General features: G+C 64.0%; 27 protein-coding genes. 7 read left to right on the forward strand and 20 right to left on the reverse strand.

Going from position 1 to position 26,073, the window contains the following annotated elements; translation table 11 throughout:
• Positions 1-806 precede the first annotated feature (806 nt).
• The 16 genes from ABIE35_RS12175 to dacB form a co-directional block, all read right to left on the reverse strand.
• Entirely contained in the window at positions 807-2,318 is a 1,512-nt protein-coding gene (locus ABIE35_RS12175) for a DHA2 family efflux MFS transporter permease subunit (RefSeq protein WP_354515232.1), read from the reverse strand.
• Between the two features lie 105 nt (positions 2,319-2,423).
• Positions 2,424-3,326 (reverse strand): pantoate--beta-alanine ligase, encoded by a 903-nt coding sequence (panC, locus tag ABIE35_RS12180; RefSeq protein ID WP_354515234.1) that lies wholly within the window; start codon positions 3,324-3,326, stop codon positions 2,424-2,426.
• Positions 3,327-3,331: 5 nt separating this feature from the next.
• Entirely contained in the window at positions 3,332-4,240 is a 909-nt protein-coding gene (locus ABIE35_RS12185) for a Rossmann-like and DUF2520 domain-containing protein (RefSeq protein WP_354515236.1), read from the reverse strand.
• Positions 4,233-5,852, reverse strand: a complete 1,620-nt coding sequence (locus tag ABIE35_RS12190) for a PH domain-containing protein (RefSeq protein ID WP_354515237.1) — start codon at positions 5,850-5,852, stop codon at positions 4,233-4,235. Before ABIE35_RS12190 ends, ABIE35_RS12185 begins: the two co-directional genes overlap by 8 nt.
• A complete protein-coding gene (locus ABIE35_RS12195; RefSeq protein ID WP_354515239.1) occupies positions 5,849-6,361 on the reverse strand; it encodes a PH domain-containing protein in 513 nt (170 codons plus the stop codon). The genes ABIE35_RS12190 and ABIE35_RS12195 overlap by 4 nt, the downstream gene beginning before the upstream one ends.
• On the reverse strand, positions 6,342-6,863 hold the full coding sequence (locus tag ABIE35_RS12200; RefSeq protein WP_354515241.1) for a DUF3180 domain-containing protein: 522 nt from the start codon (positions 6,861-6,863) through the stop codon (positions 6,342-6,344). Before ABIE35_RS12200 ends, ABIE35_RS12195 begins: the two co-directional genes overlap by 20 nt.
• Entirely contained in the window at positions 6,860-7,405 is a 546-nt protein-coding gene (gene folK / locus ABIE35_RS12205) for a 2-amino-4-hydroxy-6-hydroxymethyldihydropteridine diphosphokinase (RefSeq protein WP_354515242.1), read from the reverse strand. The genes ABIE35_RS12200 and folK overlap by 4 nt, the downstream gene beginning before the upstream one ends.
• Positions 7,402-7,761: a dihydroneopterin aldolase gene (gene folB / locus ABIE35_RS12210; RefSeq protein ID WP_354515244.1), complete on the reverse strand. Its 360-nt coding sequence runs from the start codon at positions 7,759-7,761 to the stop codon at positions 7,402-7,404. The genes folK and folB overlap by 4 nt, the downstream gene beginning before the upstream one ends.
• Before the next feature lie 11 nt (positions 7,762-7,772).
• On the reverse strand, positions 7,773-8,678 hold the full coding sequence (folP, locus tag ABIE35_RS12215; protein WP_354515246.1) for a dihydropteroate synthase: 906 nt from the start codon (positions 8,676-8,678) through the stop codon (positions 7,773-7,775).
• A gap of 5 nt (positions 8,679-8,683) precedes the next feature.
• Positions 8,684-9,319 carry a GTP cyclohydrolase I FolE gene (gene folE / locus ABIE35_RS12220; RefSeq protein WP_354515248.1) on the reverse strand — a complete coding sequence of 212 codons (636 nt, stop codon included), beginning with the start codon at positions 9,317-9,319 and terminating at the stop codon, positions 8,684-8,686.
• A gap of 10 nt (positions 9,320-9,329) precedes the next feature.
• Positions 9,330-11,399 (reverse strand): ATP-dependent zinc metalloprotease FtsH, encoded by a 2,070-nt coding sequence (gene ftsH / locus ABIE35_RS12225; protein WP_089593194.1) that lies wholly within the window; start codon positions 11,397-11,399, stop codon positions 9,330-9,332.
• A 239-nt stretch (positions 11,400-11,638) separates the two neighbouring features.
• Complete coding sequence (locus ABIE35_RS12230; protein WP_354515249.1) at positions 11,639-12,469, reverse strand: hypothetical protein; 831 nt, start codon at positions 12,467-12,469, stop codon at positions 11,639-11,641.
• A 165-nt stretch (positions 12,470-12,634) separates the two neighbouring features.
• Positions 12,635-13,186 carry a hypoxanthine phosphoribosyltransferase gene (hpt, locus tag ABIE35_RS12235; protein ID WP_011772910.1) on the reverse strand — a complete coding sequence of 184 codons (552 nt, stop codon included), beginning with the start codon at positions 13,184-13,186 and terminating at the stop codon, positions 12,635-12,637.
• Positions 13,187-13,217: 31 nt separating this feature from the next.
• Positions 13,218-14,288: a tRNA lysidine(34) synthetase TilS gene (gene tilS / locus ABIE35_RS12240; RefSeq protein WP_354515782.1), complete on the reverse strand. Its 1,071-nt coding sequence runs from the start codon at positions 14,286-14,288 to the stop codon at positions 13,218-13,220.
• Between the two features lie 119 nt (positions 14,289-14,407).
• Positions 14,408-15,529 (reverse strand): Rv3626c family coenzyme F420 biosynthesis-associated protein, encoded by a 1,122-nt coding sequence (locus tag ABIE35_RS12245; RefSeq protein ID WP_354515251.1) that lies wholly within the window; start codon positions 15,527-15,529, stop codon positions 14,408-14,410.
• Positions 15,530-15,590: 61 nt separating this feature from the next.
• Positions 15,591-17,033: a D-alanyl-D-alanine carboxypeptidase/D-alanyl-D-alanine endopeptidase gene (gene dacB / locus ABIE35_RS12250; protein WP_354515784.1), complete on the reverse strand. Its 1,443-nt coding sequence runs from the start codon at positions 17,031-17,033 to the stop codon at positions 15,591-15,593.
• Between the two features lie 212 nt (positions 17,034-17,245).
• Between dacB and ABIE35_RS12255 the strand changes: the two genes are divergently transcribed.
• The 6 genes from ABIE35_RS12255 to ABIE35_RS12280 all read left to right on the forward strand — a co-directional run bounded on the left by ABIE35_RS12255 (position 17,246) and on the right by ABIE35_RS12280 (position 21,691).
• Entirely contained in the window at positions 17,246-17,734 is a 489-nt protein-coding gene (locus ABIE35_RS12255) for an inorganic diphosphatase (protein ID WP_024818962.1), read from the forward strand.
• Between the two features lie 201 nt (positions 17,735-17,935).
• Positions 17,936-18,916 carry a hypothetical protein gene (locus ABIE35_RS12260; RefSeq protein ID WP_354515253.1) on the forward strand — a complete coding sequence of 327 codons (981 nt, stop codon included), beginning with the start codon at positions 17,936-17,938 and terminating at the stop codon, positions 18,914-18,916.
• Positions 18,913-19,716, forward strand: coding sequence for a hypothetical protein (locus ABIE35_RS12265; RefSeq protein WP_354515254.1), 804 nt, complete (start codon positions 18,913-18,915; stop codon positions 19,714-19,716). The genes ABIE35_RS12260 and ABIE35_RS12265 overlap by 4 nt, the downstream gene beginning before the upstream one ends.
• A 46-nt stretch (positions 19,717-19,762) precedes the next feature.
• A complete protein-coding gene (locus tag ABIE35_RS12270; protein WP_354515255.1) occupies positions 19,763-20,398 on the forward strand; it encodes a hypothetical protein in 636 nt (211 codons plus the stop codon).
• Complete coding sequence (locus tag ABIE35_RS12275; protein WP_354515257.1) at positions 20,370-21,020, forward strand: hypothetical protein; 651 nt, start codon at positions 20,370-20,372, stop codon at positions 21,018-21,020. Before ABIE35_RS12270 ends, ABIE35_RS12275 begins: the two co-directional genes overlap by 29 nt.
• 71 nt (positions 21,021-21,091) lie before the next feature.
• A complete protein-coding gene (locus ABIE35_RS12280; RefSeq protein ID WP_207595725.1) occupies positions 21,092-21,691 on the forward strand; it encodes a hypothetical protein in 600 nt (199 codons plus the stop codon).
• 120 nt (positions 21,692-21,811) lie between these two features.
• On the opposite strand, the gene ABIE35_RS12285 is transcribed toward ABIE35_RS12280, so the two are convergent.
• From ABIE35_RS12285 to ABIE35_RS12295, 3 genes are read right to left on the reverse strand one after another with little or no spacing between them, the layout of a single operon-like run.
• Positions 21,812-22,408, reverse strand: a complete 597-nt coding sequence (locus ABIE35_RS12285) for a DUF3618 domain-containing protein (protein WP_354515259.1) — start codon at positions 22,406-22,408, stop codon at positions 21,812-21,814.
• Entirely contained in the window at positions 22,405-22,836 is a 432-nt protein-coding gene (locus ABIE35_RS12290) for a phage holin family protein (protein WP_011772900.1), read from the reverse strand. The genes ABIE35_RS12285 and ABIE35_RS12290 overlap by 4 nt, the downstream gene beginning before the upstream one ends.
• On the reverse strand, positions 22,833-23,765 hold the full coding sequence (locus tag ABIE35_RS12295; protein WP_354515261.1) for a hypothetical protein: 933 nt from the start codon (positions 23,763-23,765) through the stop codon (positions 22,833-22,835). The genes ABIE35_RS12290 and ABIE35_RS12295 overlap by 4 nt, the downstream gene beginning before the upstream one ends.
• 184 nt (positions 23,766-23,949) lie before the next feature.
• Here ABIE35_RS12295 and ABIE35_RS12300 point away from each other — a divergent pair, with 184 nt between their 5' ends.
• A complete protein-coding gene (locus ABIE35_RS12300) occupies positions 23,950-25,032 on the forward strand; it encodes an FUSC family protein (RefSeq protein ID WP_354515263.1) in 1,083 nt (360 codons plus the stop codon).
• 3 nt (positions 25,033-25,035) lie between these two features.
• On the opposite strand, the gene ABIE35_RS12305 is transcribed toward ABIE35_RS12300, so the two are convergent.
• Entirely contained in the window at positions 25,036-26,070 is a 1,035-nt protein-coding gene (locus tag ABIE35_RS12305) for an NAD-dependent epimerase/dehydratase family protein (protein WP_354515265.1), read from the reverse strand.
• Between the last annotated feature and the right edge of the window lie 3 nt (positions 26,071-26,073).

The following is a 26,073-nucleotide window of genomic DNA, read 5'->3' on the forward strand; positions in this document are numbered from 1 at the left end:
GGGGGTGCGCAATGATCCAGCCATAATTTCAACCAATCAATAAAACAATCGGTATCAACAAACTTGGCACACTATTGAGTTCTCAAACAACAGACACTACCGGCACCACCCACACCCACAAGGGTCCAGGATCGCTCCGGAGCAACTTTTCAAAGTTACCCGAACCAGCCGCACAAAGCAAACCAGAACCCGGGCCTCCCACACCAACCAGCAGCACACAAAAGCACCACCGAAACCGGCAATTTGAAGGGAGTCGGTCGCCATCTTTCCGCATCAGCGGCGGCGACTCGAATAACTTTACACGCGCCACACCCCCACACCAAATCCACCCCAACACCACCCAAAAACCCCGCAAACACAAGGAAAACAACCCCAAAACCACCCCAACACACCCCAAACCAGCCCAAGTGAAGCCCGTCACACAACCCCACCCCACCGCAACCACCGACACAACCCCACCCCACCACCGCCGTCGAACCCCAGACCAAACCCGAGGAACGTGAGAGAGCATCCACCCCAAACCCGAGGGACGTGAGAGAGCGACCGCCCCAAACCCGAGGGACGCGAGAGAGCGACGACCCCAAACCCGAGGGACGTGAGAGAGCGACCGCCCCAAACCCGAGGGACGCGAGAGAGCATCCACCCCAAACCCGAGGAACATGAGAGAGCGTCGGAAAGAGTGCACGCTCAGGAGTCGCTGGGGACGAATCACCTGCCGAGGCCTCCTGCACCACCCCATAACCAACAAAGCTCCCCCACCACGGTGGGAGAGCTTTGCGGGAAACCGGTGGTAAGCAGCCTCGGGGTCAGTGGGCGCCGTGTCCTCCAGCGCCGTCGGTCTTGCGCATCATGGCGCCGAGCACCACGGCAGCGAGTGCAATGACGGTCGCGGCCAGGAATGCCGCCTGCATGCCGGCCACAAGACCGGACGACGCAGAAACCACTGCATAGATGGACACCAGCAGCGCCGTACCGGCTGCACCGGCTACCTGCTGCGCGGTGCTGATGATCGCCGAACCGTGCGAGTAAAGGTGCGGCGGCAGCGGGTTCAGGCCAGTGGTGAACGCCGGCGTGAAGAGCAGGGCAAGGCCAAGGCTCAGGGTGACGTGCAAAGCAATAACCCAGCCAAGCGAACTTCCCTCATCCAGGCGGGAGAACTGCCACAGCGTCAGGACCATGAGCACGGAACCGGAGACGGTGAGCGGCAGGGGGCCTACCTTGTCGAAAATCCGTCCAATGACCGGACCCAGCAGGCCCATGGCCAAACCGCCTGGCAGAAGTGCGAGTCCAGTCTCCAACGGCTGCAGGTGCAGCGTGTTCTGCAGGTACAGCGGCAACAAAATCACACCACCGAACAGGGCCATCATGGCCACCACCATCAGCAGCGTGGACACCGTGAACATGCGGAACTTGAAGGCACGAAGATCCAGCAGCGGGGCGTCGGACTTCTGGAGCTTGAGCTGCCGGAAGACAAAAAGTGCCAAGCAGAGAAGACCCACCACCAGCGCGATAACAGGAACAACGCCGGCCTCGGCGCCACCAATCTGGCTCAGACCGTAAACCAGGCCACCAAAGGCGGGAACAGTGAGGATAACGGAAGGCACGTCAAGCGTGGTCTTCTCGCGCTCCCCCACGTTGGTGAGGTACTTGGCACCTATCGCGAAAGCCGCCAAGGCAACAGGCAGCACGAACACGAACATGAAGCGCCAGGAGAAGTGGTCCAGGATGATGCCGGAAACGGTGGGACCCATGGCCGGAGCAACCGAGATGGCAATGCTGACATTGCCCATGACGGCACCGCGTTTGGACATGGGTACCAGCGTCAGGATGGTGGTCATCAGCAGCGGCAGCATGATGGCGGTGCCGCCGGCTTGAACGATGCGTGCCAGCAGCAGCACGAGGAAACCCGGCGCCAAGGCGGCCAGCAACGTACCACCGCTGAAGAGACCCATGGCCAGCATGAACGCCCCGCGGGTGCTCATCCGCTGAAGGATGAACCCAGTGGTGGGAATGACAACAGCCATGGTCAGCATGAAGCCGGTAGCCAGCCACTGCACAGTGGACGCACTCACTTGGAGGTCCGTCATGAGCCGCTGGAGAGCGACGTTCATGATGGTCTCGTTGAGGATCACCACGAAGGTTGCCACCAAAAGAGTGACGATGACCGTCACTGATTCACGTGACATCTTCCCGGAAACCGGCGCCTGCGACACCGGCGCCTGCGGGGCCTGGGAAGGCGTTGCCTCTGCAGAGGCGACCGAACCGGATGCTCCGGATTCAGGCTTGCCGTTGGCGTCGGACGTGACGTCGGTAGACATGAGGGTTCCCCAAGGGTTGGATTTGATGTCCGGCGATCGATGCCGGTGAAGACTAGAACAGTCTAAGCATCTATCCAATTCCCGTCAGTAGAAAAATTCCAAACGTTAGGAGAACAGAGGAGCGTTGTCGATGAGCCGCACCGGCCCCACCTTGGCCGCGATGATCGCCAGTCCTTCCCCGCGGAACGGCGTCTCCTTGCAGTTCTCGGCGAGCGGTTCCAGGGTGTTGGGGTTGACGACGTCGAAATAGTCCAGTTCCACCAACGGTTGGGATTCAACAAGCGCGACGGCGGAGTCCAGGTCCAGTGGTTCGTGGGCGTTTGCCCGGGACTCAATAAGGTGCAAAGCCCGCGACAGCACAAGAGCGGCTTCTCGTTCCTCATCGGAAAGGAACCTGTTCCGGCTTGAAAGCGCCAGGCCGTCCTCACTGCGAACGATGGGCACGGGAACGATCTCCACCGGGAAGTTCAGGTCCGAGACCATCCGCTTCACCAAAGCCAACTGCTGCGCGTCCTTCTGGCCAAAGTAAGCCCGGTAGGCCGCCGTCGTGCCGTCTACGGCAGTACCTCCGGGAAGTCCGTAGTGCAGCAGCTTGGCCACTACGGTCAGGGCGCCGTCAAAGTGACCGGGGCGCGAAGCACCTTCCCATTTTTCGCCCAACGGTCCGGAGGTTACCCGCACCAGGGGCTGTCCGCCGGGATACACCTCGTCAACGGACGGCGCGAACACCAGGTCAACGCCTTCGGCGTCCAGCAGGGCCATGTCGGCGTCGAGCGTGCGCGGGTAGCGGTCCAGGTCCACGGCGTCGCCGAATTGCAGCGGGTTAACGAAGATGGTGGCCACCACCACGTCGTTCTCGGCCGCGGCGGTTCGTGCCAGTGCCGCGTGGCCTGAGTGCAGGGCACCCATGGTGGGGACCAATCCCTGCGAATTGCCGCCCTTCGATGCCAGCAAGCGTGCACTTTCAGCACGCAGTTCCGCCGCGGTGGTCACGAGTTTTATGGCCATGCTGTTCAGTGTCCTTCCGGCGACTTGGGGTCGGCACCCAAGGCTTCGTCGATCTCATTCAGTTGTTCGGGCCGCAGGAGCCCGCGGTTTTCCGCCCTGCGTGCGGTGGCCCGCGCCATGGCCTGGTAGGCCGCGAGAACATCGCCGCCCGCACCGCCGTCGTACTCTTTCAGTGCCTGGGCGTGCGCGGAAACGGTACCCACATCCCCACGCGCCACGGGACCGGTCAGCGCCGATTCGCCGGATGCAAGGGCGTTCTCCAGCGTGGCGCGCAACAGCGGACCCAGCATGGACTCCGGGTTTTCGACGCCGATCTCCCGCAGCATCTGGGATGCCTGGGCCACCAGCGTGACCATGTGGTTCGAGCTATGCGCAAGGGACGCGTGGTAGAGGGTGCGGTCGGCTTCGGCAATGGCCACCGGCTCGGCCCCCATCTCCACCACGAGGGCTTGAGCGATCGGCAGCATGGCCGCATCCGCGGTAACACCAAAAGTGCAATCCATGAGCCGGGTCAGGTCCAGGCTCATGCCCGTGAACGTCATGGCCGGGTGCAGCGCCAGTGGGATCGCACCCACCGCGCGGACAGGGTTGAGGATTCCGACGCCGAACCGGCCGGACGTGTGCGCCACCAGTTGGCCAGGCTGCCAGGCGCCCAGCTTGGCGAGCCCTGCGACCAATTCACCGAGGGCATCGTCCGGAACGGCCAACAGCACCAGTTCCGAGCGCTCCACGATGTCCTGAATCTCCATGATCGGGACGCCGGGAAGAAGGTTCTCAGCCCGTTCTCGGCTCGCCTCGGACACAGCGGAAACCCCGACGACGGCGTGCTCGGCCGCGCGCAAAGCGGCACCCAACACGGCGCCCACCTTGCCGGCGCCGATGATTCCGACTCCGAGTCGTCCTGGCCTAGCCATCGTGGCGGTCCTCCTGTTGCGATGAAGTGTGGGGGTGTTCCGGCTCGATTGGCCGGGGCGGCGCGGATTGAGCCGGCTGGGGCAGCTGTTCCGCCGTAGCCGCAACCTCCGCTGCGGCTGCAACCTCCGGAGCCTGCGGTGCCACCTGCGCCAGCCACTGCTCGCTCGTCTGCCGTTTCCGGGCTTCCCTGGCGCGGGCAGCCTGTTGGTCGAAGAGTTCCACGGCCTGCGCGGCATCAGCTTGGAAGACCCGGGGAGAAACAGGTCCCGCGGTGGTGTGGAGGACAAGATCGGCCACTCCGAAGCGGCGAGCCAACGGACCCTGATGGAGCGCCATGGACTGCGTCCGCTGATGCGGCACAAGGACCAGCGTGTGCCACCAACGGCCGGATCGGATCAACAGGGCCGTGCGTGTGGCAAGGAATCCGTTGCGGCGCCGGCCAAGGGGAGCAAGCAACCGTGCGCGGCGTGGTGTGGTGACAAATTCATCCGTCGGGGTGGCGTCGGGCGCGGCCGGAGCCAACCCATCCAGTCCGGCCGTAAAGACACGCTCCGGATCCTCTACCCCAGGGTCCGGCAGCACCAAGGACATCATCCGCAGGACATCGGGCTTCATGCCAACGGGCAGCAGCATGGTGCGGGCGGCACCCTCGGTACTGCCTGACACCCCATAACCGGCCACATTGACGTGCATCCGGTACCAGCCGAAAATCCTCCAGAGGGGCGGCTGCGTCACCATGACTGCTTGGATGCGTCCGGGAGGCAGGGTCTGCGCCTGGGTATCCAGGAGACCGTATCGAAGGCGGATACCGTCCGGCGATATGGCTGCCGTGAAGTTGTAGCCCTTGTTGAAGGAGTTCCAGTACGCAGCACCGATGCCCAGGATGCCGGGGATGAGCGCCAAGAACAGCGTCTGGTTCTCTGTGAAAACGGAGACAGCTACCACCACGGCGGCACCGATCAGGATTCCGACCGTCTGCTCGCTCAGCACGAGGGACCCGATGAGCCGTGCCGGCGGGACGGACAGCACCACATGCTCCGGCGCCTCGGGAATTTCCTCTTCCTTACCGGGCTCGCTGACAACGCCGGCGGCCCGAGCAAGGATGGTGGCGCGCAATTGCTTCGCCTGGGCGAGCGGAAGGTAAGCGAGCCGCACCGCCGACTCGCCGGCGTCGGCCACTTCAAACTTGAGTTCAGCGAGGCCAAAGATCCGCGCCAAAAGCGGCTGAACGATGTCGATGGCCTGGACACGGTCCAATCGGGCCTGCCGCTGCTGCTTGAACAGGAAACCGGTGTTGACGCGCACGTACCCTTCAGCCACCTGGTAGCGGGTGAAATACCAGCTCAGGATGAAACTGCCCACGGTCAACAGCAGCACCACAGCGCCGCCGGCCAAAAGCCACGGCACACGGCCGTTCAGGTTTGGATCCAGAAAATCCCTGCCCTGCAGCATGCGTTCGAAAGCGTCACGGCCAAAGAAGAACCCGACGGCGGCAAGCGCCACCCAGCCGCGAACGAAAGGTGATGCCGGGTGGACGCGGTTCCAATCGCCGTCGACCTTTGCTTCCGGTTGATCCGGAAGGCTCACCGCCGCGTTGCCTTCCGGGCTCACAGCCCGGCCAGCCTGGCTTCTCCGCGGGCCGAAAGCTGTTCGCGCAGCCGTGCGCCTTCCTCTGCCGGAAGCCCTGGCAGGTGCGCGTTGGTTCCAGTCGATGCCGTGTGGAGTTTGAGCGTGCACAGTCCCAGGCTGCGTTCAACCGGTCCAACCGAAACGTCCACGTACTGCATCCGGCCGTAGGGAACCACCATGGTGCGCTGGAAGAAGATACCGCGGCGGATGAGGAGGTCGTCGTCGCGTTCTGCATAGCCGATGGCGCGTACCTGGCGGGGAATAAGCACCAGTCGCCACAGCGCCAGGACCAACATCACTGCAGGAACCGTGATGGCGAGCCACAACGGAGGCCAGCGCCACCAACCCAGCAGCACAAATATGAGCGGCAAACTGAGGACCGCCAGCATCAGGACATTGCCGATGGCCCACTCCACCAACCGCACGGTGACGTACCTCGGAGAAACCCGAAGCCACTGGACGTCGGGAGGATCAATCGCCTCGGTATGCATACTCGCCTTCGCCTTTGGTTTCGCCGCGACGGGTCCCCGGTCCGGCAGTTCCACCTTCAAGATCCTCGGGTGGGATCCGGCAGAAGCGCTCCACCACGAGCCCAACCACCACCATTACCACGCCACCGCCGCCCATCAGCAGTGCGTTCCACAGTATTCCCTCGCCGCCGCGCAAGCTGCCGATCCGGAGAAGGTCCATGGAAATTCCGGCATGCCAGCCAAGGAGCAAGGTTCCCGCATAGGCGCAGGCCTGGGCCAGGATCAACGTCCTGGCCGCCAGAATTGGATTGAGCAGATTCTTCTTCTTGCCGTTGCGCCAGCGCAGCACGCGAATGCCCATGATGAGTGTGAGGCCCGCGATAACGGCCATGGTCACCAGCGCGGATACCGGCAGGACCGGGGTGGGCATGCTGAAGCGGTTGGTGGTGGCGGTTGCCAACCAGCCAATAACCGCAGCGATGACCGCGATGAGCACCAGAGCCATCGGGCGCATTGCTTTCATTGCTGCTCCACCGCTCCCGTCGCAGGCACGCCGGCGACATCGCCATAGCCATCGAAACGCCGGATATCCGGCATGTCAGCGGCGACGGCGGCCAACTCAGCAACACTGCGCCCATTCAACTGTGCGTGCGGTTCCAACAACGACCACGGATAAAGCACGAAAGCGCGCTCAGCTGCCCGTGGATGGGGAAGAGTAAGAGTGGGATCCTCACTTACAACGTCGCCGAACACGATGATGTCCACATCCAGCGTCCTGGGACCCCAGCGAACCTCGCGCGTACGGTGGTGCTGCTGTTCGACATCGTGGCAATGCTTCAAGAGTTCCAGCGGGGGCAACGTGGTTTCTACGGCCATGACCATGTTCAGGAAGTCCGGTTGCCCTTCCGGACCACCGACTGCCTTGGTCTGCACCACCGGGGAAACTCCAAGGAGCCGCACTTCCGGCGGATCCACCAAGGCCGCAACCGCAGTGGAAAGGGTGTCGTTGCGCTCCCCCAGGTTACTGCCGAGGGCCAGTATGGCCTTGGTGTAGCCGGAAGTCATGATTGCTCCCGGTGCACGCTGACAGTAACGTCGCCAAACGGCACCTCAATGGGGGCCTTGGGCTTGTGGACGGTGACGTCGACGGCGGCCACGCTGTAGTTCGCGAGGATTCCCTCCGCGATCCTCACGGCCAGACCCTCAATCAGGTTCAAGGGCTCGCCCTCGATGTGCCGCGTGATCAGCTCGGCAACTTCACCATAGTGCGCTGTGTACTGCAGGTCATCTGTCTCCGCGGCCTTGGTGAAATCCGTGTGGAGCACGGCATCCACCACGAAAGGCTGGCCGTCACGGCGCTCGAAATCGAACACTCCGTGATAACCGACGGCAGTGACGCCGGTCAGCGTGATCCTGTCCACAGCGTTTCCTATCAGCGTGCGATGCGGGCGGCGACCTTGACGGCGTCAAGGCTGGGGCCGACGTCGTGGACGCGGACAGCCCAGGCGCCCTTGGTGGCGCTCAAAGCGGTGATTGCAGCGGTGGCAGCGTCGCGTTCCAGCGGAGCAGCCGACTTGCCCGAAACAGTGAGGAGCGAACCGAGGAACCGCTTGCGGGAAGCAGCCACCATCACCTTGTGGCCCAGCCCGAAGAGCTGATCAAGGTTCTTGAGGATTTCCCAGTTCTGGTCCTCGTTCTTGGAGAACCCGACTCCGGGATCAATGATGATCTGCTCCGGGGCAACGCCCGCTGCGTACAACTTGTCGCGGACGCCGCTGAGTTCAGCCACCACGTCCTGGGTCACGTTGTCGTAATCCGTCAGGCTGTCCATGGTCATGGCGTCGCCGCGGCGGTGCGTGAGGATGTACGGGACCTTGGTCCGGGCCACGAGCTCAGGCATACCGGGCTCGATGGTCAGGCCGGACACATCATTGATGATGGCCGCACCAGCCTCCACGGCTGCGGCGGCCGTGGACGTGTGCATCGTGTCGATACTGACCAGCGCGCCAGCCTTAACCAATGCCTGAATCACCGGAATGACACGGCGTTGTTCTTCTTCCGGGGAAACCGGTTCGGCGCCAGAGCGCGTGGACTCGCCACCGACGTCGATAATGTCCGCGCCGGCGTAGAACATGCGCAAGCCCAGCGCGATAGCCGTGTCCGGCGTCCGGTGGGTGCCGCCGTCGCTAAAGGAATCCGGGGTGACATTGAGGATTCCCATGACGAGCGTGCGGTCCGTTGGCAGGTCCTCAAACCTGGCCGCGGGGCGCGGCTTACGGAGAACCGGCAACGGGCTTGTGGCCGGGCCGGTTCCGGGTGCTGCAGCGAGGGAGTCCATAGTGATTACCTTCCGAGTATGAGGCTCATGGCCTCGGCGCGGGTGGCCGGGTCATGGAGCTGACCGCGCACCGCGCTGGTGACGGTCTTCGCGCCGGGCTTGCGGATGCCGCGCATGGACATACACATGTGTTCACATTCGACGACCACAATGGCGCCACGCGGGTTGAGGTGCTTCACCAGCGCCTCAACGATCTGCGTCGTGAGGCGCTCCTGCACCTGCGGCCGGCGCGCGTAGATGTCGACCAACCGCGCCAGCTTGCTGAGGCCTGTCACCTTCCCGTCATGTGACGGAATGTAACCGACATGTGCCACTCCGTGGAACGGCACCAGGTGGTGCTCGCACGTCGAGTAGAACGGAATGTCCTTCACGAGGACAAGCTCTTCATGATCGAGGTCGAACGTGGTGGAAAGGACGTCCGCCGGATGCTGGTGGAGCCCCGCAAAAACCTCGGCGTACGCCCTGGCCACGCGTTTGGGCGTGTCCTGGAGGCCGCCACGGTCAGGGTCTTCACCAATAGCCAGGAGGATCTCGCGGACTGCCGCTTCAATGCGCGGACGGTCTACTTTATGGGCCTGCTTGGAGCCCGCGGCGGAACCGTGGGCGGCGGCGAGGTCGTCGTCGTCGTCGAAATGAGTCACGGCAGATAGCTTAGCCGTGATGCGTGGAGTCGTTGCCGCCGTCAGGTCGCGGCGCCTGGAAGGAATCCTGGCTGCTGACCCCCTGGGCGTGCGGAGCGACGACGTCCAGCGGTTCGTCCAGACGCGCCTGCTTGGCTTCCTCCTGGGCTTCTCGTTCAGCCTTTTCCGCCCGGCTTTCCACGGGCGGGATGGACTGGACCGGACGGGATTCCTTGGACAACCAGATCTCACGGAAATCGCGCTTCCGGATGTCGTGGAAGATCTCGGCAATCTCAGCCTGGTTCAAGGTTTCCCGTTCAAGGAGTTCCAGCGCCAGACGGTCCAGGACGTCCCGGTTTTCCGTGAGGATGGCGTAGGCCTCGTCGTGGGCCTGGTCAATGAGTCGACGCACTTCTTCGTCCACAACGTAGGCGATCTGGTCGGAGAAATTGCGTTCCTGTGCGGCGTCGCGTCCGAGGAACGGCTCGCCGCCGCCCTGGCCCAGCTTTACAGCTCCAACGCGTTCGCTCATACCGTACTGCGTGACCATCTTGCGGGCCGTGGAAGTTGCCTTCTCGATGTCATTGGAAGCACCTGTGGAGGGGTCGTGGAACACGATTTCTTCAGCGACGCGGCCGCCCATGGCGTAGGCCATCTGGTCCAGCAGTTCGTTGCGGGTGATCGAGTACTTGTCGTCCTCAGGAATCACCATGGTGTAGCCGAGCGCGCGGCCACGGGGAAGGATGGTGATCTTGGTGACCGGTGCCGAATTACGAAGGGCAGCGGCAACCAAAGCGTGCCCACCTTCGTGGTACGCGGTGATCTTGCGTTCGAGTTCCTTCATGACGCGGCTGCGCTTCTGCGGGCCGGCCATGACACGGTCGATTGCCTCATCCAGTGCGCGGTCGTCAATCAGGTTGGCGTTGGAACGCGCGGTCAAAAGTGCGGCCTCGTTCAGGACGTTGGCCAGGTCAGCGCCCGTGTAACCCGGGGTCTTCTTGGCAACAGCCTTGAGGTCGATGCCCTGCGCCATGGGCTTGCCCTTGGCGTGAACGTTCAGGATCTGCTCGCGGCCGATCATATCCGGGGCTTCCACGGTGATCTGGCGGTCGAAGCGGCCCGGGCGCAGCAACGCGGGGTCCAGGACGTCCGGACGGTTGGTGGCAGCGATGAGGATGACGTTGGTCTTGACGTCGAAGCCGTCCATCTCCACGAGGAGCTGGTTCAGCGTCTGCTCACGTTCGTCGTTGCCGCCGCCGATGCCGGCACCACGGTGACGACCAACGGCGTCGATCTCATCCACGAAGATGATGGCCGGAGAGCTGGCCTTGGCCTGCTCAAACAAGTCACGGACGCGGGAAGCACCAACGCCGACGAACATTTCAACAAAGTCCGAGCCGGAGATGGAGAAGAAGGGAACGCCGGCTTCGCCGGCAACAGCGCGGGCCAGCAGCGTTTTACCCGTACCTGGAGGGCCGTAAAGCAGCACGCCCTTGGGGATCTTGGCGCCAACAGCCTGGAACTTGGCCGGTTCCTGGAGGAACTCCTTGATTTCCTGGAGCTCTTCCACAGCTTCGTCAGCACCGGCAACGTCGGAGAAGGTCACCTGCGGCATGTCCTTGTTGACCAGTTTGGCCTTGGACTTGCCGAACTGCATGACCTTGGAGCCGCCGCCCTGCATACGCGAAAGCAGGAACCAGAACAGCACACCGAGCAGCAGCACCGGGATGAGCAGCGAGAACAGGCCGGAGAACCAGTTGTTCTCGATCGGCTGGTCCGTGAAGCCCTTTTCCGGGTTGGCGTTGGTGACTGCCTTCACCACATCCGGACCACGATCCGTGACGTAGAAGAACTGTACGTTCTTGCCCTTGTCCTGGCCGTCCAGGTTCAGGTTGTCCTTGAGCACCAGGTCAACGCGGTTCTCGGCGTCGAAAATCTTGGCCTGCTCAACCTTCCCGCTCTGGGAAAGGAGTTCCAGGCCTTCCTTGGTGTCAATGCGCGTTGAACCGCCCGGAGCCAGTGTTGCGAATGCCACCAGGAGCAAGCCAACGACGACAACAATCCAGATGCCCGGGCCCTTGAAGAAACTCTTAGCTTTCATCTGATCGGGGTTTTGCCCCGTCCCTCCTGGTAGTGCTGCAAGGCGCAACTTCTGCGCGCGAGTGGTGCTGCTTCAGTTTCAAGCTATACACCGTTCCCAGTAATTCACGCACCGGAAAGTCCAAAAGTTCCCTCTGGGCGTACACAGGATACTCGCCTCGAGGGCGCTGGGACAGGGGTTTACGCTTGGTGGGCAGTGCACCACCTTGGTTGCTTCCGAGTGGTCTCGATGCTGCTTGGTCAGGCTGCGACCGGAAGCACCAGCAAATAACCAGCGGGCAGGTCGGTACTCCAGCGCCGGGGCTCACGGACCACGAACTGTGTTGCCAACTGCTCAGGAGTGAGCAGGCTGTTGGGCTCCGGAGAGGGACCCCATTGCCCGCTGCCGTGGGGATAGAGCGGATCCAGGACGCGAATCCCCGTTACCTGAAACTCCGGGAACTGCGCGGGATCACCCATGGACTCAAAGCCGCTCATCACCCAAGCATGCCGGCCGCTCCACATGACCAACCCTACTGGCCGGCCAGTTTCCGCTATGGCACGCGCCGCCGTCTGCAGCGTGTCCTCGTAGGTCGCGACGCTGACCACCGAGTACGGGCCCAATCCAACCTCAGTCAACACCTGCGCCCAGCCTCGGGGGTTGGCACCGTTGAACGAATTCGATGACCGCGCACGGGCCATCTCCCACAGCTCGCTTTGCTGTGCGGAGGATGCCCAGATTCCGCCTCTGGTGTCATCAATAAGGTTGTGTGCCATCTGGATGCTGGCAGCTACGCACCAATCAAACGTGTACTGCGGCACGAAGTCACCCTCTTGGTAGAGGTTCAGCGCGAAAGCCTGGGGTACTGGCGGTGGAGGTGCAGGCGCGGGAGGTGGAGCAGGCGCTGGGGGCAGTGTGGGGACGGTGGCGGGCGCAGGAGTTGCGACGTCCCCGGCGATTGGCGGGGCCGACGCGGCCGCACTGGACTGGGCGGCAGCTGTCCCGTTGACATCTACCGCAGGAGTGCAGGCCGTGAGAAACGTCGACAAGACGACGAGCCATGCCAGGAGACGGGCAGGGGCACCGGTCATGGTTCAGTGTAGCTCCGAGGCCTCCCCCAGGGCACCCCTTGAATGCAGCCGTCCAACGGATGAAGCCGTTAGCGCAAACGCCGCACCCACTCCCGCCACACGGACCAGAGGTTACGGGTGCGAACGGCGGAAAAGGGCGCGGCGGCGTGAAACGAAGAAGTGCGCTTACTCGTAAACGTGCGGGGCCAAGGTGCCCACGAAGTCCAGGTTGCGGTACTTTTCGGCGTAGTCGAGGCCGTAGCCCACCACGAACTCGTTGGGGATGTCGTAGCCAACGTACTTGACGTCGATCTCCACCTTGGCGGCGGTCGGCTTGCGGAAGGCCGTGCAGATCTCGACGCTGGCCGTGCCACGGGACTCGAGGTTGGACTTGAGCCAGGAAAGGGTCAGTCCGGAATCGATGATGTCCTCAACAATCAGGACATCCTTGCCCATGAGGTCGGTGTCAAGGTCCTTGAGGATCCGGACCACGCCGGAAGACTGGGTACCGGAGCCGTAGGACGAGACAGCCATCCAGTCCATGCTGACGTGGCTGTGCAGTGCGCGCGCCAGGTCAGCCATGACCATGACCGCACCCTTGAGGACACCGACGATCAAGATGTCGCGGCCCTCGTAGTCCTTGTCGATCTGCGCTGCGAGTTCCGCGATGCGCGTTTGGATCTGCTCTTTGGTGTAAAGAACGTGCTTGAGATCTGCCTGGACGTCGTTTGAATCCACCAATGGCTCCTGTTTTGATGCTCGGGTGCGGCTACTGTTGGGACGGTTTCTGATGCCGGAATACTAGCTTCCCACAGCGCGCGGCTTCGCGGGGACCGGCGCCGGCCGAATCGCGCGGACTACTGGCAGCCGGAGCACCGGCGGAAACCGAACGCTCCTGCTCCAAATCGCTCAGGGACAACCGGTAAACACTGACGTGGCCGGGAAGCTCCACGGGCCCGGCCGACCCTTGTCGCCGCAGCAGCGCTTCCGCGGCTTGGAGCCGTCCGTAGCCAGGTTGTTGACCCCCGACGTCGGCGGCAGCCTTCGCGATGACCCGGAACCTCAGCGCTGCGGGCAGCTCACGTACGGCGTCTTCCGGAAGCCATGCGCCGTTGTCTTCACGCTGGACAAGTGAGAGATAGGTCTCGTTGGCCAGATCTTCAAGGAAATCGGCATCCTGCTGCAGTATTGCGGCGGTCCGGGCAAGCGACTCGGCGACCCCCGGCCCCAGCTTCTCTTCCAGGACAGGCATGACTTCCACGCGGGTCCGGGACCGGGCGAAGGAAGGGTCGGCGTTGCTGGGATCGTGCCATGGGGAAAGTTCCTCGACCTCACAAATTTCCAGGGTCTCGGCTCGGCGAAGGCCCAGGAGAGGGCGGAGAAGGCGACCGCGGGCAGGCCTCATCCCCGCCAAAGACCGAGTCCCTGAACCACGGGCCAAGCCCAGCAACACCTGCTCGGCTTGGTCGTCCAGGGTGTGGCCAAGAAGGATCACATCACACGTCAGGTCCGCGGCAGCAGATTCCAACGCAGCATGGCGGGCATCCCTGGCCGCGGCCTCAGGGCCGAACCCAGTGGCCGCGACTTCCACAGTGCGCACCTCCACGGGAGACAGACCCAGCTCGCGCAACACCGCGGCAGTCCGGGAGGCGACCTCTGCAGAGCCCGGCTGCAGCTGATGATCCACCACCACACCGGCAACCGTTACCGGATGTCCATCGACGTGGCCACGCCGGCCGAAGTACGCGGCTATGGCTGCCAGAGCCAACGAATCCGGCCCACCGCTGCAGGCTACGAGCACCCGCTGGGGATGACCCGCGGAGGCCAAGGCGTTCTGCAACTGTTTCCGCGCCTTGCCGACCACCGGCGCAAGGCGCCCGGGCCGCCGTCGACCCTTACCGCCGCGACCGGCATCGGAACCGACGCCGGAGCCAGCGACGCCGGAACCGGAAGGAACGCTCAAAGGCCCATCCGCTCAAGCCACAGCTTGGAATTGTGGATCTCTTCTTCGGTGGGGAGGTACTCGGCGGATTCCCACACCCGGTTGAAGCCCTCCATGCCTGCCACGGCAACCACTTCGCGCACGAACTTGGCGCCATCGGTGTACTGGCGCATCTTGGCGTCAAGGCCGAGGAGGTTGCGGATGAACTTCTCCACCACGCCGCGGTCCTTGCCGCGCTCGTTGAAGCGCTGGCGGATGGTCTTCACCGAGGGAACGATGCTCGAATCCACAGCGTCCATCACTACGTTGGCGTGGCCCTCAAGGAGACTCATGACGGCCGTGATGTGGGACAGGGACGCCTTCTCCTCAGGGTTCTGGAGGAGGTCCAGGATGGCGCCGCGGCCCGGAGTCTTGTCCGAGGGAGTGCGGTCACGCAGGGACTTGGCCACTGCACCAGCGCGTTCCACCAGGGAGTCCATGTTGCCCAGGAGGTTGCCGCTGAGCTTCTCGATTTCGTCGAGCATGTGGTGCCGGAGCCACGGCGCGGCAGCGAATTGCACGCGGTGTGTTTGTTCATGCAGGCAGACCCAGAGGCGGAAGTCGTCCGGGTGGACGTTGAGTTCGCGCTCCACGGAGATGATGTTCGGCGCTACGAGCAGGAGCCGGCCGCCGGGCGGAACGTTGGATTCAGGGGCCAGGGCAGCAAAGGGATCGTACTGGCCAAGGACCTTGCTGGAAAGGAAGGCCAGCACAGCGCCAAGCTGGGTGCCGGTGATGGCACCGCTGGCTGCGGCTGCGGCTGGGGTCATGGACACTCCGCTGCGGCTGTCCAGCATCGTTTTCAACGCGGGTTGGAGCATCACCGCGAAGCTCTGGGTGTTGGCCTTGGACCAGGAAGCGCGGTCCACCACAAGGACGTGCGAGTCTCGCAGATCCCGGGCAGCGTCCAGCCCGGTGATGTCGTGGACGTGCGGGACGGAGATATCCGCGTTGAAGCGCAGGTTCTCCACCGCCTTGCCAATCTCCCCGGCGCTAAGCTCCGGACCGGGAGGGGCAAGCCGGGCAGCCGTAGAGGCGGCCAGGTCCCAATTGATCAGGGACGGGGCCCCTGCTGACGAATCGCGGGCAGATGACACCATACGGACCATCACACCACACGAGACTGACAGTGGGCTCTTAAGTTCGCTCCACGCGGAGCATTCAGCCCCGGCAACCGCACGAGGCCAACACCGACGCCGACCTGTCCATGGCCACCTTGTTGGCAGCGACCCCCGGTTCAAGGTCGTTGCCGATGAAAGAGAACACCAACAACCGCCCGTCGGCGTCCACCACGTAACCACTCAGGGCGATCACCGTATTGAGCGTCCCCGTCTTGGCCCGGACCAGCCCGGCACCCTCCGCGGTAGAGGCGTCCACATATCTGTCATCAAGGGTTCCGGTCAGCCCGGCCACCGGGAACCCGTCCAGCGCGGTACGCAGAGAGAGGTCCGGTCCGCTGGTGATCGCACGGACCACGTCGGCAAACTGTCGGGCACTGACCTGGTTTTCCAGGGCCAGTCCGGAGACGTCGGCCAACTGCATCGAATCGGTGGCGATCCCCAACTCCCCCAGCCGTTGCCGCACGGCCGCGGTGGCGCCGTCGTACGTGGCCTTTTGACCGGAAGCCAAGGCGGTCATCCGCCCCAGCGCCTCGGCGAGGAAGTTGTCCGAGGACTCAAGCATGAGGTCCACCTGCTCGCTGACTGTGGCCGATTCGGCGGCCGCCAGCACCTTGGTGGGGAGGCCTTTGCCGCGTTCGACGCCGGGACTCACCGCAACGCCGGCAGCCGCCAACTGTTCGGCGAACGCCTGGGCGGTAGTGACGGCGGAATCCTGAGGGCGCGGCCCGGTCAAGACATCCGGAGCGTAGCGGCCGGAGTTCAACGCGAGGGAAAACAACGGCGCTGTCTCGCCGGCGGCGACGTCGTCCAGGCTCCACGCAGGGTTAAGGGGTGCGCCGGTGAAGAGTGAGTCGTCCACCTGCACGGTGACCGGTCCCTTGACGCCTGCTGCAGCCAAAGCCGCCGCAGTATCCGAGGCCAGCGACGCCAGACCGGCGCGCCCGAGAACCGCCGACGGATCCGATGCTGAAGCGCCCAGCAGAACGTCCCCTCCCCCGGTCAGCACCACGGTGGAGGGATCCTCGGATGCGAGCACACGGGTGGTAAAACGCGACTCCGGACCGAGTGCTTTGAGCGCAGCCACGGCGGTCAGCAACTTCATATTGGAGGCCGGGATCCGGTTGGCGTTGGCGTCGCGGTCAAAGAGGACCTTGCCGGTGGAAGCGTCCATCACCATGCCACTGATACTGCCCCCGCCGGCCGGTTTCAGCGTGGCATCAAGTTGCCGAGCAACCTCAGCGGGCATTGGAAGGGGGGCATCGGCGTCCAGGGGAAGCACTCCGCTGACGTCAGCCAATCGGTCCGGTTCCTGCTGCCAGGCGGGAACTGACGGCGAAGGTTTGGGGACCGTCAGCAGGCCAGGCACCATTCCAACCACCACAACGGCCCCTAGGCACAGCAGGACTCCGGCCAACAGGAACGGCCATTTCAGGCGCCGCCATACCGCCGATACCCTGCGGGCGCCCCCGTTTTTAACGCCCATCATGGAAGTTGCTTGGTCCTGTCAGTCCTGAAATGTCCCCGCCGGTTCAAGAAACCCGGGCCTCTCGCTATATCCTCAATAGTAGTCGGCGGCACCGGCTGTCCTTTTGCCTGCCGCCAGCCCCGGGCTAAGCAGCCTGCCTGAGGCACCGTCACCCGTGACGGCCGCTTCGGCGGAGCGACGCCCCACCCACACCCGTCAAGGAGCATTCCATGAAGCACGACGTGACCATCGAGATCCCCAAGGGATCGCGCGTCAAGTACGAAGTTGACCACGAAACCGGCCGTGTCCGCCTGGACCGCGTCCTGTTCACCTCCATGCAGTACCCCACGCACTACGGTTTCTTCGAGAACACCCTGGGCGAAGACGGCGACCCGCTGGACGCACTGGTGCTCCTGCAGGACTTCGACCTCCACCCGGGCGTCATCGTTGAATCCCGCCCCATCGGCGTCTTCAACATGACCGACGACGGCGGCGGAGACGCCAAGGTCCTCTGCGTCCCCGTTGACGCACGCTTCGACCACATCCAGGAAGTCAGCGACGTCAGCGAATTCCTGATCAAGGAAATCGAGCACTTCTTCACGCGCTACAAGGACCTGGAGCCCGGCAAGTGGGTCAAGGCCGAGGGCTGGGGCGACCGCGCCGCTGCCGAAGCCGAGCTGGAAGCCTCCATCAAGCGCTACGTTCCGGCAGCACACTAAGGCTTTGCCTTGCGCGTCACGTGCGGTGCACTGACGCCCGACGGCGGCCGGCGCGGTTCCCTGCGAACCGCACCGGCCGCCGTCGTGCTTTAAATTCTCCTTGCCCGTGGTGCGCACATGGGCATGTCTCCCCATCGCGGTAGCTCCCGGGTCCGCTTAGGCTGGGACGAGACTTTTCGATGCCTTACACAGGGGGTTCATATGGCTGGGTTCTACGGCGCGGACATCACGCAGCTTCGCAGTCTGGCCGGCGTGATGGGCAAAGCTGCCGACGCCATCAGCCTGCAAAGCACGCAGTTGTCCAACGCCATCAATTCCACAACAGCCTGGCAGGGCCGGGACGCCACCGTCTTCAAGGGCGATTGGAACTCCCAGCACCGGCAGAGCCTGGTCAAGGCCGCCACCATGCTGCGCGAGAATGCCAGCCAACTGAAGAAGCACGCCAACCAGCAGGAGTTCGCCAGCCACAATGATGGTTCGGGCTCATCGGTGGGCGTCCTCAAGGACGTTTATGACACCGCGATGGGCGTCAAGGGACTGGCTGCCCCGTTGTGGACGGCCTACAAATACCTCAAGCTTGGCAATGCGGAATGGGTGAAGACCCGCGAGGTCCTCACCAACTGGCGGGCCGGCGGAACGGTTGTCCGCGATGCCATGACCGCGCTGCGGAACGGTGAGAAAGTCACTGACGTCCTCACCGACCTCAAAGCCAACATCCCTTACAGCCAGGCGTTCCAGGATGCCAGCAAGTTCTCCAAGGGCCTCCGCGTGGCCGGGGCGCTGGCTGCGCCGCTGAACATTGTGGGCGGCATCAGCGACATGATCAACCCCCAGCACGATGGCTGGCGCGGCACCGGCGACCGCGTTGCCGGCGGCCTGTCCGTGGTGGGTGGCGTTGGCAGCATCATGCTCATGACAGCCGGCGGCGCAGCCTTGCTGGGGCCGATCGGCGCTCCGATCGTGATCGGCGCGGGCATCGTCGCCGGCGCGTGGGCGCTGGGCAACCTCGTAGCCGACAACTGGGACTCCATCAGCAACTTCGCACGCAACCCTGGCAGCTACATCGCCGACGGCGCCAAGGAGGTGGCGGGCTTCGTCAAGGACGCAGGCAGTAAGGTGGCAGACGGGGTCAGTGACGCCGCCAAGTCAGTCGGAAACTTTGTCGGAGGGATATTCGGATGACCACCAGCACCATGAAATGGACCCAGAGGGACATCGAGGCCGCAGCCAAGGTCCTGGCCTCGGCCAGCGCAGTCGGCGCTCCCTTGCCCACGCTGACCGATGAAGAAGTTGTTGCCCTGGACGGCGTTCAGCACGAACAGCTGGTGGCCTTGCCGTGGCTTTCGGCCCAGGACGCCAGCAAGGAACTGATGTGCGCCATAGCCTTGCGCGGCCTGCTCGCCAAGGAACTCGTGTATCCGGTGGTCTTCGAGGGCGAGACCGAACCGTCCCGCCTGCATGCCACTGAAGAAATCACCGGCGCCCTCACCCTGCGCCGCAGCGGCAGCAGCGTTGTCTCGGTGGAACGCACCGTGTCCACCGGCAAGCGTTGGCTCTACGGCTACCTTCATGACGAAGGTGTCCTGCTTGAGGAAGTAGACGAAAGCGGCTTGCACGGCTTCACAGTAGTCACCCGTGACCAACTGGTTCCGCGCCTGGCCGAATTCGTCGACCCCCAGCAGGCTGCCGCCCGCGATACCGAGCCTGCCCTTTACACTGAAGCCCAGTTCGAGGCGCACGCCGCCACGGCATTGGCCGACACCCAGGCCGCAAGCAACGTAGTGGCCTTCAATTCCAGTACCAACGAATTCCCCACTGTCACCGTGTACACCGGTCCGTCCGGCGTCCACGTTCTCACCCCACGCGTGGAGGGCTCGCCAGAATCCGGCCCGGAGCAGGCGGAATCCGTAACGTTCGAGCTCCAGGAAACCTCTGCGGCATCGTTGGCCCGCGTCCTGGGCGGACTCGCCGGACTGGCCTGACGTTCCGCACCCAAGCCGCACACCGCCGTCGAGCTGAAAGTCCCTCATGAGTTCTTCCAAGTCCACCACCCTCACTGGGCTGCTTGACCCTGTCAACGGCCGCCCCGTTCGCCGCCATCCTGACACCGGCGCGTACTTCGTCAAGGCTTCGGGTAGTGCCCACTTCTGGGGCCGGGTCCTGGATGCAGTCGTCTTCCTGGTGGGCTACGTGATCCTGGCCGCGATTGCCGCGGTGGTCCGTGAGTCCATGATGAACAGCGGCTCGGCGCTCGGTTACAACGACGGTTTGTGGCTGACCCTCTACGTTGTCTTGTGGTTCGTGGGCCTGTTGGTCTACGGAATGATCTGGGGAACCGTGGGCAGCGTGGGCGACGCCGCCGCGGGCATGCGCTCAGTTCGGATCAAGAACGGCACGACGGCGGGCGCCTGGCTGGGCGGATGGCGCGCCATCTGCTGGTCCTTCTTTCCGTTCTTCGTGGTGATGCTCATCGCCTCCGCCATCAGTGGTGGCGGAGATGACACCTGGGATCCGAAGTTCGCAGCCATCGATCGCCGCTCCGGCATTGCGCAGGGCCAGCCACCGGTTCCGGACCCCAAGGCCCATACCGCCGAACAAGCCGCTGCGGCCGATCGGCAGAACCTGCCCAACCTCTATGGCCAGCGCCCGGATGCACGGCCGTAACTGGCTGGTCCGCCGTGTTGAGCGCAAGCTCGCCCCCGATCTGGGACAGCTCCGCTGTGTAGCGTCCTCCCGGCACATCTACTGGAAGGTCCTCATCCCTTGCCTCGTGGTGGGGTTCGTTTTTGGGACCATCGCAGAGTTTGTCAGCCCCATCCGGTCCACCCGGGAAGCCGGGCACTTCAACGATCCCGCCTTCTTTGCGCTGACCAGCATTCTGACGGGTCTGGTGCTGTTGTCCATGACGCTTCTGGGCAGCTTCCGGAAGTTGCTGGTTTTCGACGGCGGGTTGGTCGCCAAGTATTCGCAGAAACACACCCTCGTGGTGATTCCCTGGGCCGACATCACGCCCGGAACCATCAAAGCCGTGACCACTGCCGACGGCACTGATCCCGACCGCCGATTGGTGGCACGCCGGAAGGTTTCCCTGGGCGCTGGAGGCCGGAGTGCCGTGGTTTTCCAAGCCCGCGAAACGTTCTGGGTCTTCGCTTCGAACCAGGATCCCGCCCCTTTGGTCCGCGCTATCCACGGGGCCATGAATGATGCAGGAATGCCCGGCGCCGCACGGGCAGCGGCAGGTGCGCTGCCCGCCGTCGTACTTACCGGGCGGATGGCGCTTGACTGAGCGGCTGGACTGAACAATGGGCGAATTTTGCCCTTGCAGAGCGTCTACCAGCCGGTAGCATGTGATCCACTATGTTCACTCTCACTATCAACCAACGCGACAGCCGGCGCGACGGCGACCTCGTGCCGCAGCTGCTCAAGGACCTGCGGCACATTCCTGCGCGGCTCGACTTTGACCGCTCGGTTGAGGATGAGGTGCAGGGCATCGTCGAATCGGGCCACCAAGCCGTGGAGACTGCCCTGATCGCGCTCCGGTCCAGCCAGTGGTACGTAGGAATCGGCGTGGGACCCATCAATGAGCCGCTGCCCAACCTGGTGAAGGATGCGTCGGGGCACGGCCTGGTGTACGCGCGCCGGGCCGTCGACAGGCTGCGCAACGGCAAAGAGCGGATCCCGGTGGCAGTGGACGGACCTCTGACCGCGTTGGCGTCAGAAGCCGAAGCTGTGCTGCGGCTCCTGGGACACATCGTCCAACACCGCAGCGCGGCGGAATGGCGGGTCCTTGACCTGCTCACACCGGGCGTCCGAGGTCAGCAAAAGGCCGTGGCCCAGGAACTGGGCATCACCACGCAAGCTGTCAGCAAGGCTCTGGCCCGTGCGCAGTGGTCCGAGGAGCACGCCGCCCGGCCGGCCGCAGCCCGCTTGCTGCAGATGATCCTGGAAGTGCGCTGATCCGAGGCCCAGCCGGACACATCCCCGGAGCGCAGGACTGACCCAACTGAGTCGCAGATGACGCTGTTTTGAGGGCTCAAAAGGGCATCTGCTTCGACTCAGTTGGGTCAGTGGGAGAACTTACTGGTTGCTGACGTTGTCCTTGGCCGTCTGCGCGCGGTCCTGGACGTCGGCTGCTGCTGCCTGGCCTTCGTCCTTGACGTTGGCTGCTGCTTCCGTGGCGCTGTCCTTGACGTTTTGCATGGCGTCCTGAGCGGGTTCGCGCAGGTGCTCGGCGACTTCCTGGGCCGCGTGGCTCAGTTCGTCGGTCAAGGGCTGGGCTGCTTCCTTGACGGCCTGGGCAGCTTCGCGCTCCTTTTCCGAGGCCGGGAAAAGCGAGGACACCAGCAGGCCTGCGCCGAACGCGATCAGGCCGGCGGCGATCGGGCTGCCCTGGGCCTTCCGTGTGATCACCTGCGGGGCATCACCGATGTCCGAGACGGCCCCGGAAACACTGCCGGCCACGCCGGAGACAGCGTCTCCGGCGCGGTGGGCAGCGTTGCCTGCAGCGTCACTGACGTCGTCGCGGGCGCCGAACACAGCGGACTTGATCTTGTCCACCCTGCGATTGACGATGTGCGAGGGCGTCACCTTGTCCGCCACGGCATCAACGTTGGTACTGAGCCGCCGGCGAGTTTCTTCGATATCGGCGCGCAGGGCGTCGGGGTTCTGCGTCATCGTGTCTCCTCAGTGTTCGGTTTCAAAGCGGGGGGTATTTCTTTGACCGTCTCAGCGGTCTGCGGCATGCCCTTGATGGTGTTAAGTTCCTTGCGGCCCTTGGCAGCCAAAACTGCTGCCACGATGCCCCAGATGACCGCGACGATAACAGCGGACCATCCCAGGCCAACAAGCTGACCCAAGGCCCACCACAGGGCAATGGAAAGGAACAGCACGGTGATGTGGCCGGCGTACGCAGCTCCGCCCAGCATCCCCGCGCCTTTACCGGCCTTGGTGGCGGACTCTTTCAGTTCCGCTTTGGCCAGCTCCACTTCCTGGCGCATCAACGTGGAAACGTCGCGCGTCAGGTCGCTCAGCAGCTCACCAAGGGGAAGGGTCTCCGCCTTGACGTGGGCTTCTGTGGGAGGCAGATCGGCGGGACTGCTCATCGGTGACCTCCATACTGGGGGTCATCGGGATCGAGCGGGCCTGCCAGTGGATCGCCCTGTGCCTTGACGCCGCCGGCTTCAGTCTCCGGGTAAGGGAGCGTGGATCCGTCGTAGCCACCCGTGGTACCTGCGTCATAGCCGGTGGTGGTGGCCGAACCGTATCCGGCGGTGGTTGCCGTCGGCCCGGGGAGGTCCACTGCCGGAGGCGGGACCGCGCCGCCCTGAGTGGGGTAGTACACGGCGCGAGGCGTCTCCGTGGTGGTCGGCGTGCCGCTTGGGGAGGCAGCATCGGAAGCGTTGCCTGCCATGCCACGGCCGAGACGACCTGCGAGGACGCCGGCTCCAGCTGCCAGCAGCAGGAAGGTTCCTGGCTTACGACGTGCGAAGCCCTTGACTTCATCCAGCAGCGAGCCGGGATCCCGGCCTTCCAGCCACTGGGCAACGGAAGAGGAGCGTTGCGCTGCCTGCTGGACCAAGTCCGTGGCAACGCCACCGTTTTCCGTTGAGTTGGCCATGGTGGAGAGTTCATCGGAAATCGACCGCAAACCTTCGGCAACACGTTGTTGCTGGGCCTGGGCCTGTTCGGACAGCTCACCCTTGGTCTGCATCAGCAGTTGGCGGGCATTCACCTTGACTTCCTGGGCAACGTGTCCGGCCTCGGTCTTGGCGGTGTCCACGACTCCCCCGGCGGCGTCGCTGACGGCGCCTGCTACTCCCGCAGCTTCTTCCTTGGCCGTGTCCACCTTGCCGGAGCTGTCAGAACCGGTTCCCGAACCAGCGGGGGTTCCACTGATTCCCGTGGTTCCAGCCGTTTGAGTCTCAACATCGGCCGAGTCCAAGTAGTTTCCCGTGAACGGTTCGGTGCCTGTGTGGGCACCGGTGTTTGGCGCCGCGAAGCTTCCGTCCTGCGGCGATTTGCTCTCAGTCATTATCGCTCTCTTTCCACAGTTGGCAGGCTGCGGACAGCAGCCGGGATAGTAAGTATCGTTACTATCAATGGGTGTGTACCCGTTTGCCAGGGATCTAATCACCCAATCGAACGAATTGATGTCCCTGCTCACGTTCTGCACTTTCCGCTCGACAGCCGCGGCCATACCTGCGAATGTTGGGGTAATGAGCCAACTGCCCGCGAGGCGACGGCTGATTCCCGCGCTTCGAAAAACTGTCACCCGCCACCGGCTCCTGTTCGCTGCCAAAACGGCCATCGCAGCAGGCCTCGCCTGGTACCTCGCTCCCTTCATGCCCGGCCCCGCCGCTGCGTACCCGTACTACGCGCCGCTGGGCGCACTGGTCAGCATGCACCCCACTGTGGCCGACTCCGCCAAACATGGGCTCCAAAGCCTGGCGGGGCTGGTGTTGGGCATCGGCATGGCCTTCGCCATCACCACTATTGCCGCTCCTACCGCCCTGGCTGTTGCCGTAGTGGTAGGACTTGGCGTGCTCATCGGCGGCCTTCCCCGGCTGGGCACGGCATCCGAATGGATTCCCATGGCAGCGTTGTTCGTCCTGGTGCTGGGCGACTCCAACGCGGAGGGTTTCTCCTTTGCCTACGTCCTCCAGATGGCTTTGGGCGTCACGGTTGGGTTTGCGGTGAACTGGCTGATCTTCCCGCCCCTGCACCTGGACGACATCGATCCCGCCATCGCCGGGCACCAAGGCGCTTTGTCCCGCCAACTCAAGGACATGGCCCGGGCCATGGAAGAATCCTGGCCGCCCAACCATGAGGCTTGGGCAAGCCGCAGCGACGAACTTTCGCTCACGGCCGCCGGGGTGCGGACCGCGGTGCATCAAGCTGAACTGAGCGCCAAAGCGAACCCCAGGTCCCGCCGTCGGGCAACCCGGCTGCCCAGCGACCTCGCTGGCCTGCGAACGCTTGAACGGCTCACGTTCCACGTCCAGGACATTACCGACGTCCTTGCCAGCGCCATCTGGGAAGAGGGTGCCGGGACTGTCATCCCCGACGCCGTGGTTGGCCCCTTGGCCGAAGCCTTGGAGTCCGTGGCGACCGTAGTGGACCACTGGCGGGACGCCGAGAACGGTGAGCTGGCCAACCGGCTGGCGCAGGCCAAGGACAGCATCACTGCCCTCAGCGATGCCGTAGCCGAGGCCGCCGCTGACCAAGCCCCGGTGAACGCTCCGGCCTCGGTGGCCATGAGCCTGCGCCGGATCCTGACAGTGGTGTTGTCCTCCGAGTAAGGGCTACCGCGGTTTCAGCGGAGGGGATGCTTCCCGTCCCTTTCCGGCACCGATCCCGTCCAGCATTTCCGCCAGCGACTCCAACGAAGAATGCTTGGGCGACCAGCCCAAAAGCGAGTGCGCCCGCGCCGTGTCCATGATGGGGGCATTGGCCGCCATGTCCACCCATCCGGCGTCGGTCACCTGCAGCCTGAGCCGCCAACTGACCTCGACGACGGCGCGGAGCACCGGCAGGGGGAACGGTATGACCCGCCGGGCGTTGAGAATCCACGCCAAGGCGTTGGGATCGATGACCGGCTCGGCCGCGATGTTGAAAGCACCTTCCGCCCTGCGTTCCAGCACCCGCCAGTAGGCATCAGCGACGTCTGCCGTGTGGGCGGCCTGGAACACCATTTCCTTGGGGATCGCGAGGAACGGCAGCCAGGGCTTACGCGGAACCAGCCGCGGCAGGACCCGACCCAGGAAGTAGCGGCCAACCTCACTGCCGCCTCCGGCGCTGAACATCAGCGCCGGGCGGAGACGCGCCACCACCACGTCCGGGTTCTCCTCGGCGAAACCGTCCAGGAGCCTTTCCTGCGCTGCTTTGTCAGCGCTGTAGTGCGAGCTGCTGATCCCACCCACCGGCCAGTCTTCCTTGGTCCGCTGGTCTTTGGGAGCAGGCGAGTAGGCACCCACGGACGATGCGCACACGACGTGTCCCACCCGGGCTTTGCGCGCGGCGGCCAGCACGTGGGAAGTCCCGGCCACATTGGTCCGACGAAGCATCTCCCGGTTGTGGTTCGGTTGGATGAGCCACGCCAGATGAACCACAGCATCGGCTCCTGCCAAAGCTGCTTCCAGCGCGGGCTGATCCGCGGCGTCGCTGATGTCCAGAGTGTGCCACTCCACACCGTGATAGGGAGCGGCGTCGGGATCCGGTTGTCGGCGGACGACGCCCACGAGTTCCAGATCCGCGCCTTCTTCTGAGCGTGCCTTCTGGAGCCGCTTCAGCAGTTCCGTGCCGCCATGCCCTGTTGCACCGATGATCACAATACGCATGAT

This window comes from Paenarthrobacter sp. 4246, assembly GCF_040546855.1.
GTDB lineage: Bacteria > Actinomycetota > Actinomycetes > Actinomycetales > Micrococcaceae > Arthrobacter.

Coding starts and splice junctions, on each gene's coding strand:
- ABIE35_RS12245 (WP_354515251.1), bottom strand. CDS start 15,529: ATGGTGTCATCTGCCCGCGATTCGTCAGCAGGGGCCCCGTCCCTGATC.
- ABIE35_RS12290 (WP_011772900.1), bottom strand. CDS start 22,836: ATGAGCAGTCCCGCCGATCTGCCTCCCACAGAAGCCCACGTCAAGGCG.
- ABIE35_RS12255 (WP_024818962.1), top strand. CDS start 17,246: ATGAAGCACGACGTGACCATCGAGATCCCCAAGGGATCGCGCGTCAAG.
- ABIE35_RS12285 (WP_354515259.1), bottom strand. CDS start 22,408: ATGACGCAGAACCCCGACGCCCTGCGCGCCGATATCGAAGAAACTCGC.
- ABIE35_RS12195 (WP_354515239.1), bottom strand. CDS start 6,361: ATGCATACCGAGGCGATTGATCCTCCCGACGTCCAGTGGCTTCGGGTT.
- ftsH (WP_089593194.1), bottom strand. CDS start 11,399: ATGAAAGCTAAGAGTTTCTTCAAGGGCCCGGGCATCTGGATTGTTGTC.
- ABIE35_RS12175 (WP_354515232.1), bottom strand. CDS start 2,318: ATGTCTACCGACGTCACGTCCGACGCCAACGGCAAGCCTGAATCCGGA.
- ABIE35_RS12300 (WP_354515263.1), top strand. CDS start 23,950: ATGAGCCAACTGCCCGCGAGGCGACGGCTGATTCCCGCGCTTCGAAAA.
- folK (WP_354515242.1), bottom strand. CDS start 7,405: ATGACTTCCGGCTACACCAAGGCCATACTGGCCCTCGGCAGTAACCTG.
- ABIE35_RS12200 (WP_354515241.1), bottom strand. CDS start 6,863: ATGAAAGCAATGCGCCCGATGGCTCTGGTGCTCATCGCGGTCATCGCT.
- ABIE35_RS12270 (WP_354515255.1), top strand. CDS start 19,763: ATGAGTTCTTCCAAGTCCACCACCCTCACTGGGCTGCTTGACCCTGTC.
- ABIE35_RS12305 (WP_354515265.1), bottom strand. CDS start 26,070: ATGCGTATTGTGATCATCGGTGCAACAGGGCATGGCGGCACGGAACTG.
- panC (WP_354515234.1), bottom strand. CDS start 3,326: ATGGCCATAAAACTCGTGACCACCGCGGCGGAACTGCGTGCTGAAAGT.
- ABIE35_RS12265 (WP_354515254.1), top strand. CDS start 18,913: ATGACCACCAGCACCATGAAATGGACCCAGAGGGACATCGAGGCCGCA.
- dacB (WP_354515784.1), bottom strand. CDS start 17,033: ATGGGCGTTAAAAACGGGGGCGCCCGCAGGGTATCGGCGGTATGGCGG.
- folP (WP_354515246.1), bottom strand. CDS start 8,678: ATGGACTCCCTCGCTGCAGCACCCGGAACCGGCCCGGCCACAAGCCCG.
- ABIE35_RS12275 (WP_354515257.1), top strand. CDS start 20,370: ATGGCCAGCGCCCGGATGCACGGCCGTAACTGGCTGGTCCGCCGTGTT.
- ABIE35_RS12260 (WP_354515253.1), top strand. CDS start 17,936: ATGGCTGGGTTCTACGGCGCGGACATCACGCAGCTTCGCAGTCTGGCC.
- ABIE35_RS12230 (WP_354515249.1), bottom strand. CDS start 12,469: ATGACCGGTGCCCCTGCCCGTCTCCTGGCATGGCTCGTCGTCTTGTCG.
- ABIE35_RS12295 (WP_354515261.1), bottom strand. CDS start 23,765: ATGACTGAGAGCAAATCGCCGCAGGACGGAAGCTTCGCGGCGCCAAAC.
- ABIE35_RS12280 (WP_207595725.1), top strand. CDS start 21,092: ATGTTCACTCTCACTATCAACCAACGCGACAGCCGGCGCGACGGCGAC.
- ABIE35_RS12185 (WP_354515236.1), bottom strand. CDS start 4,240: ATGGCTAGGCCAGGACGACTCGGAGTCGGAATCATCGGCGCCGGCAAG.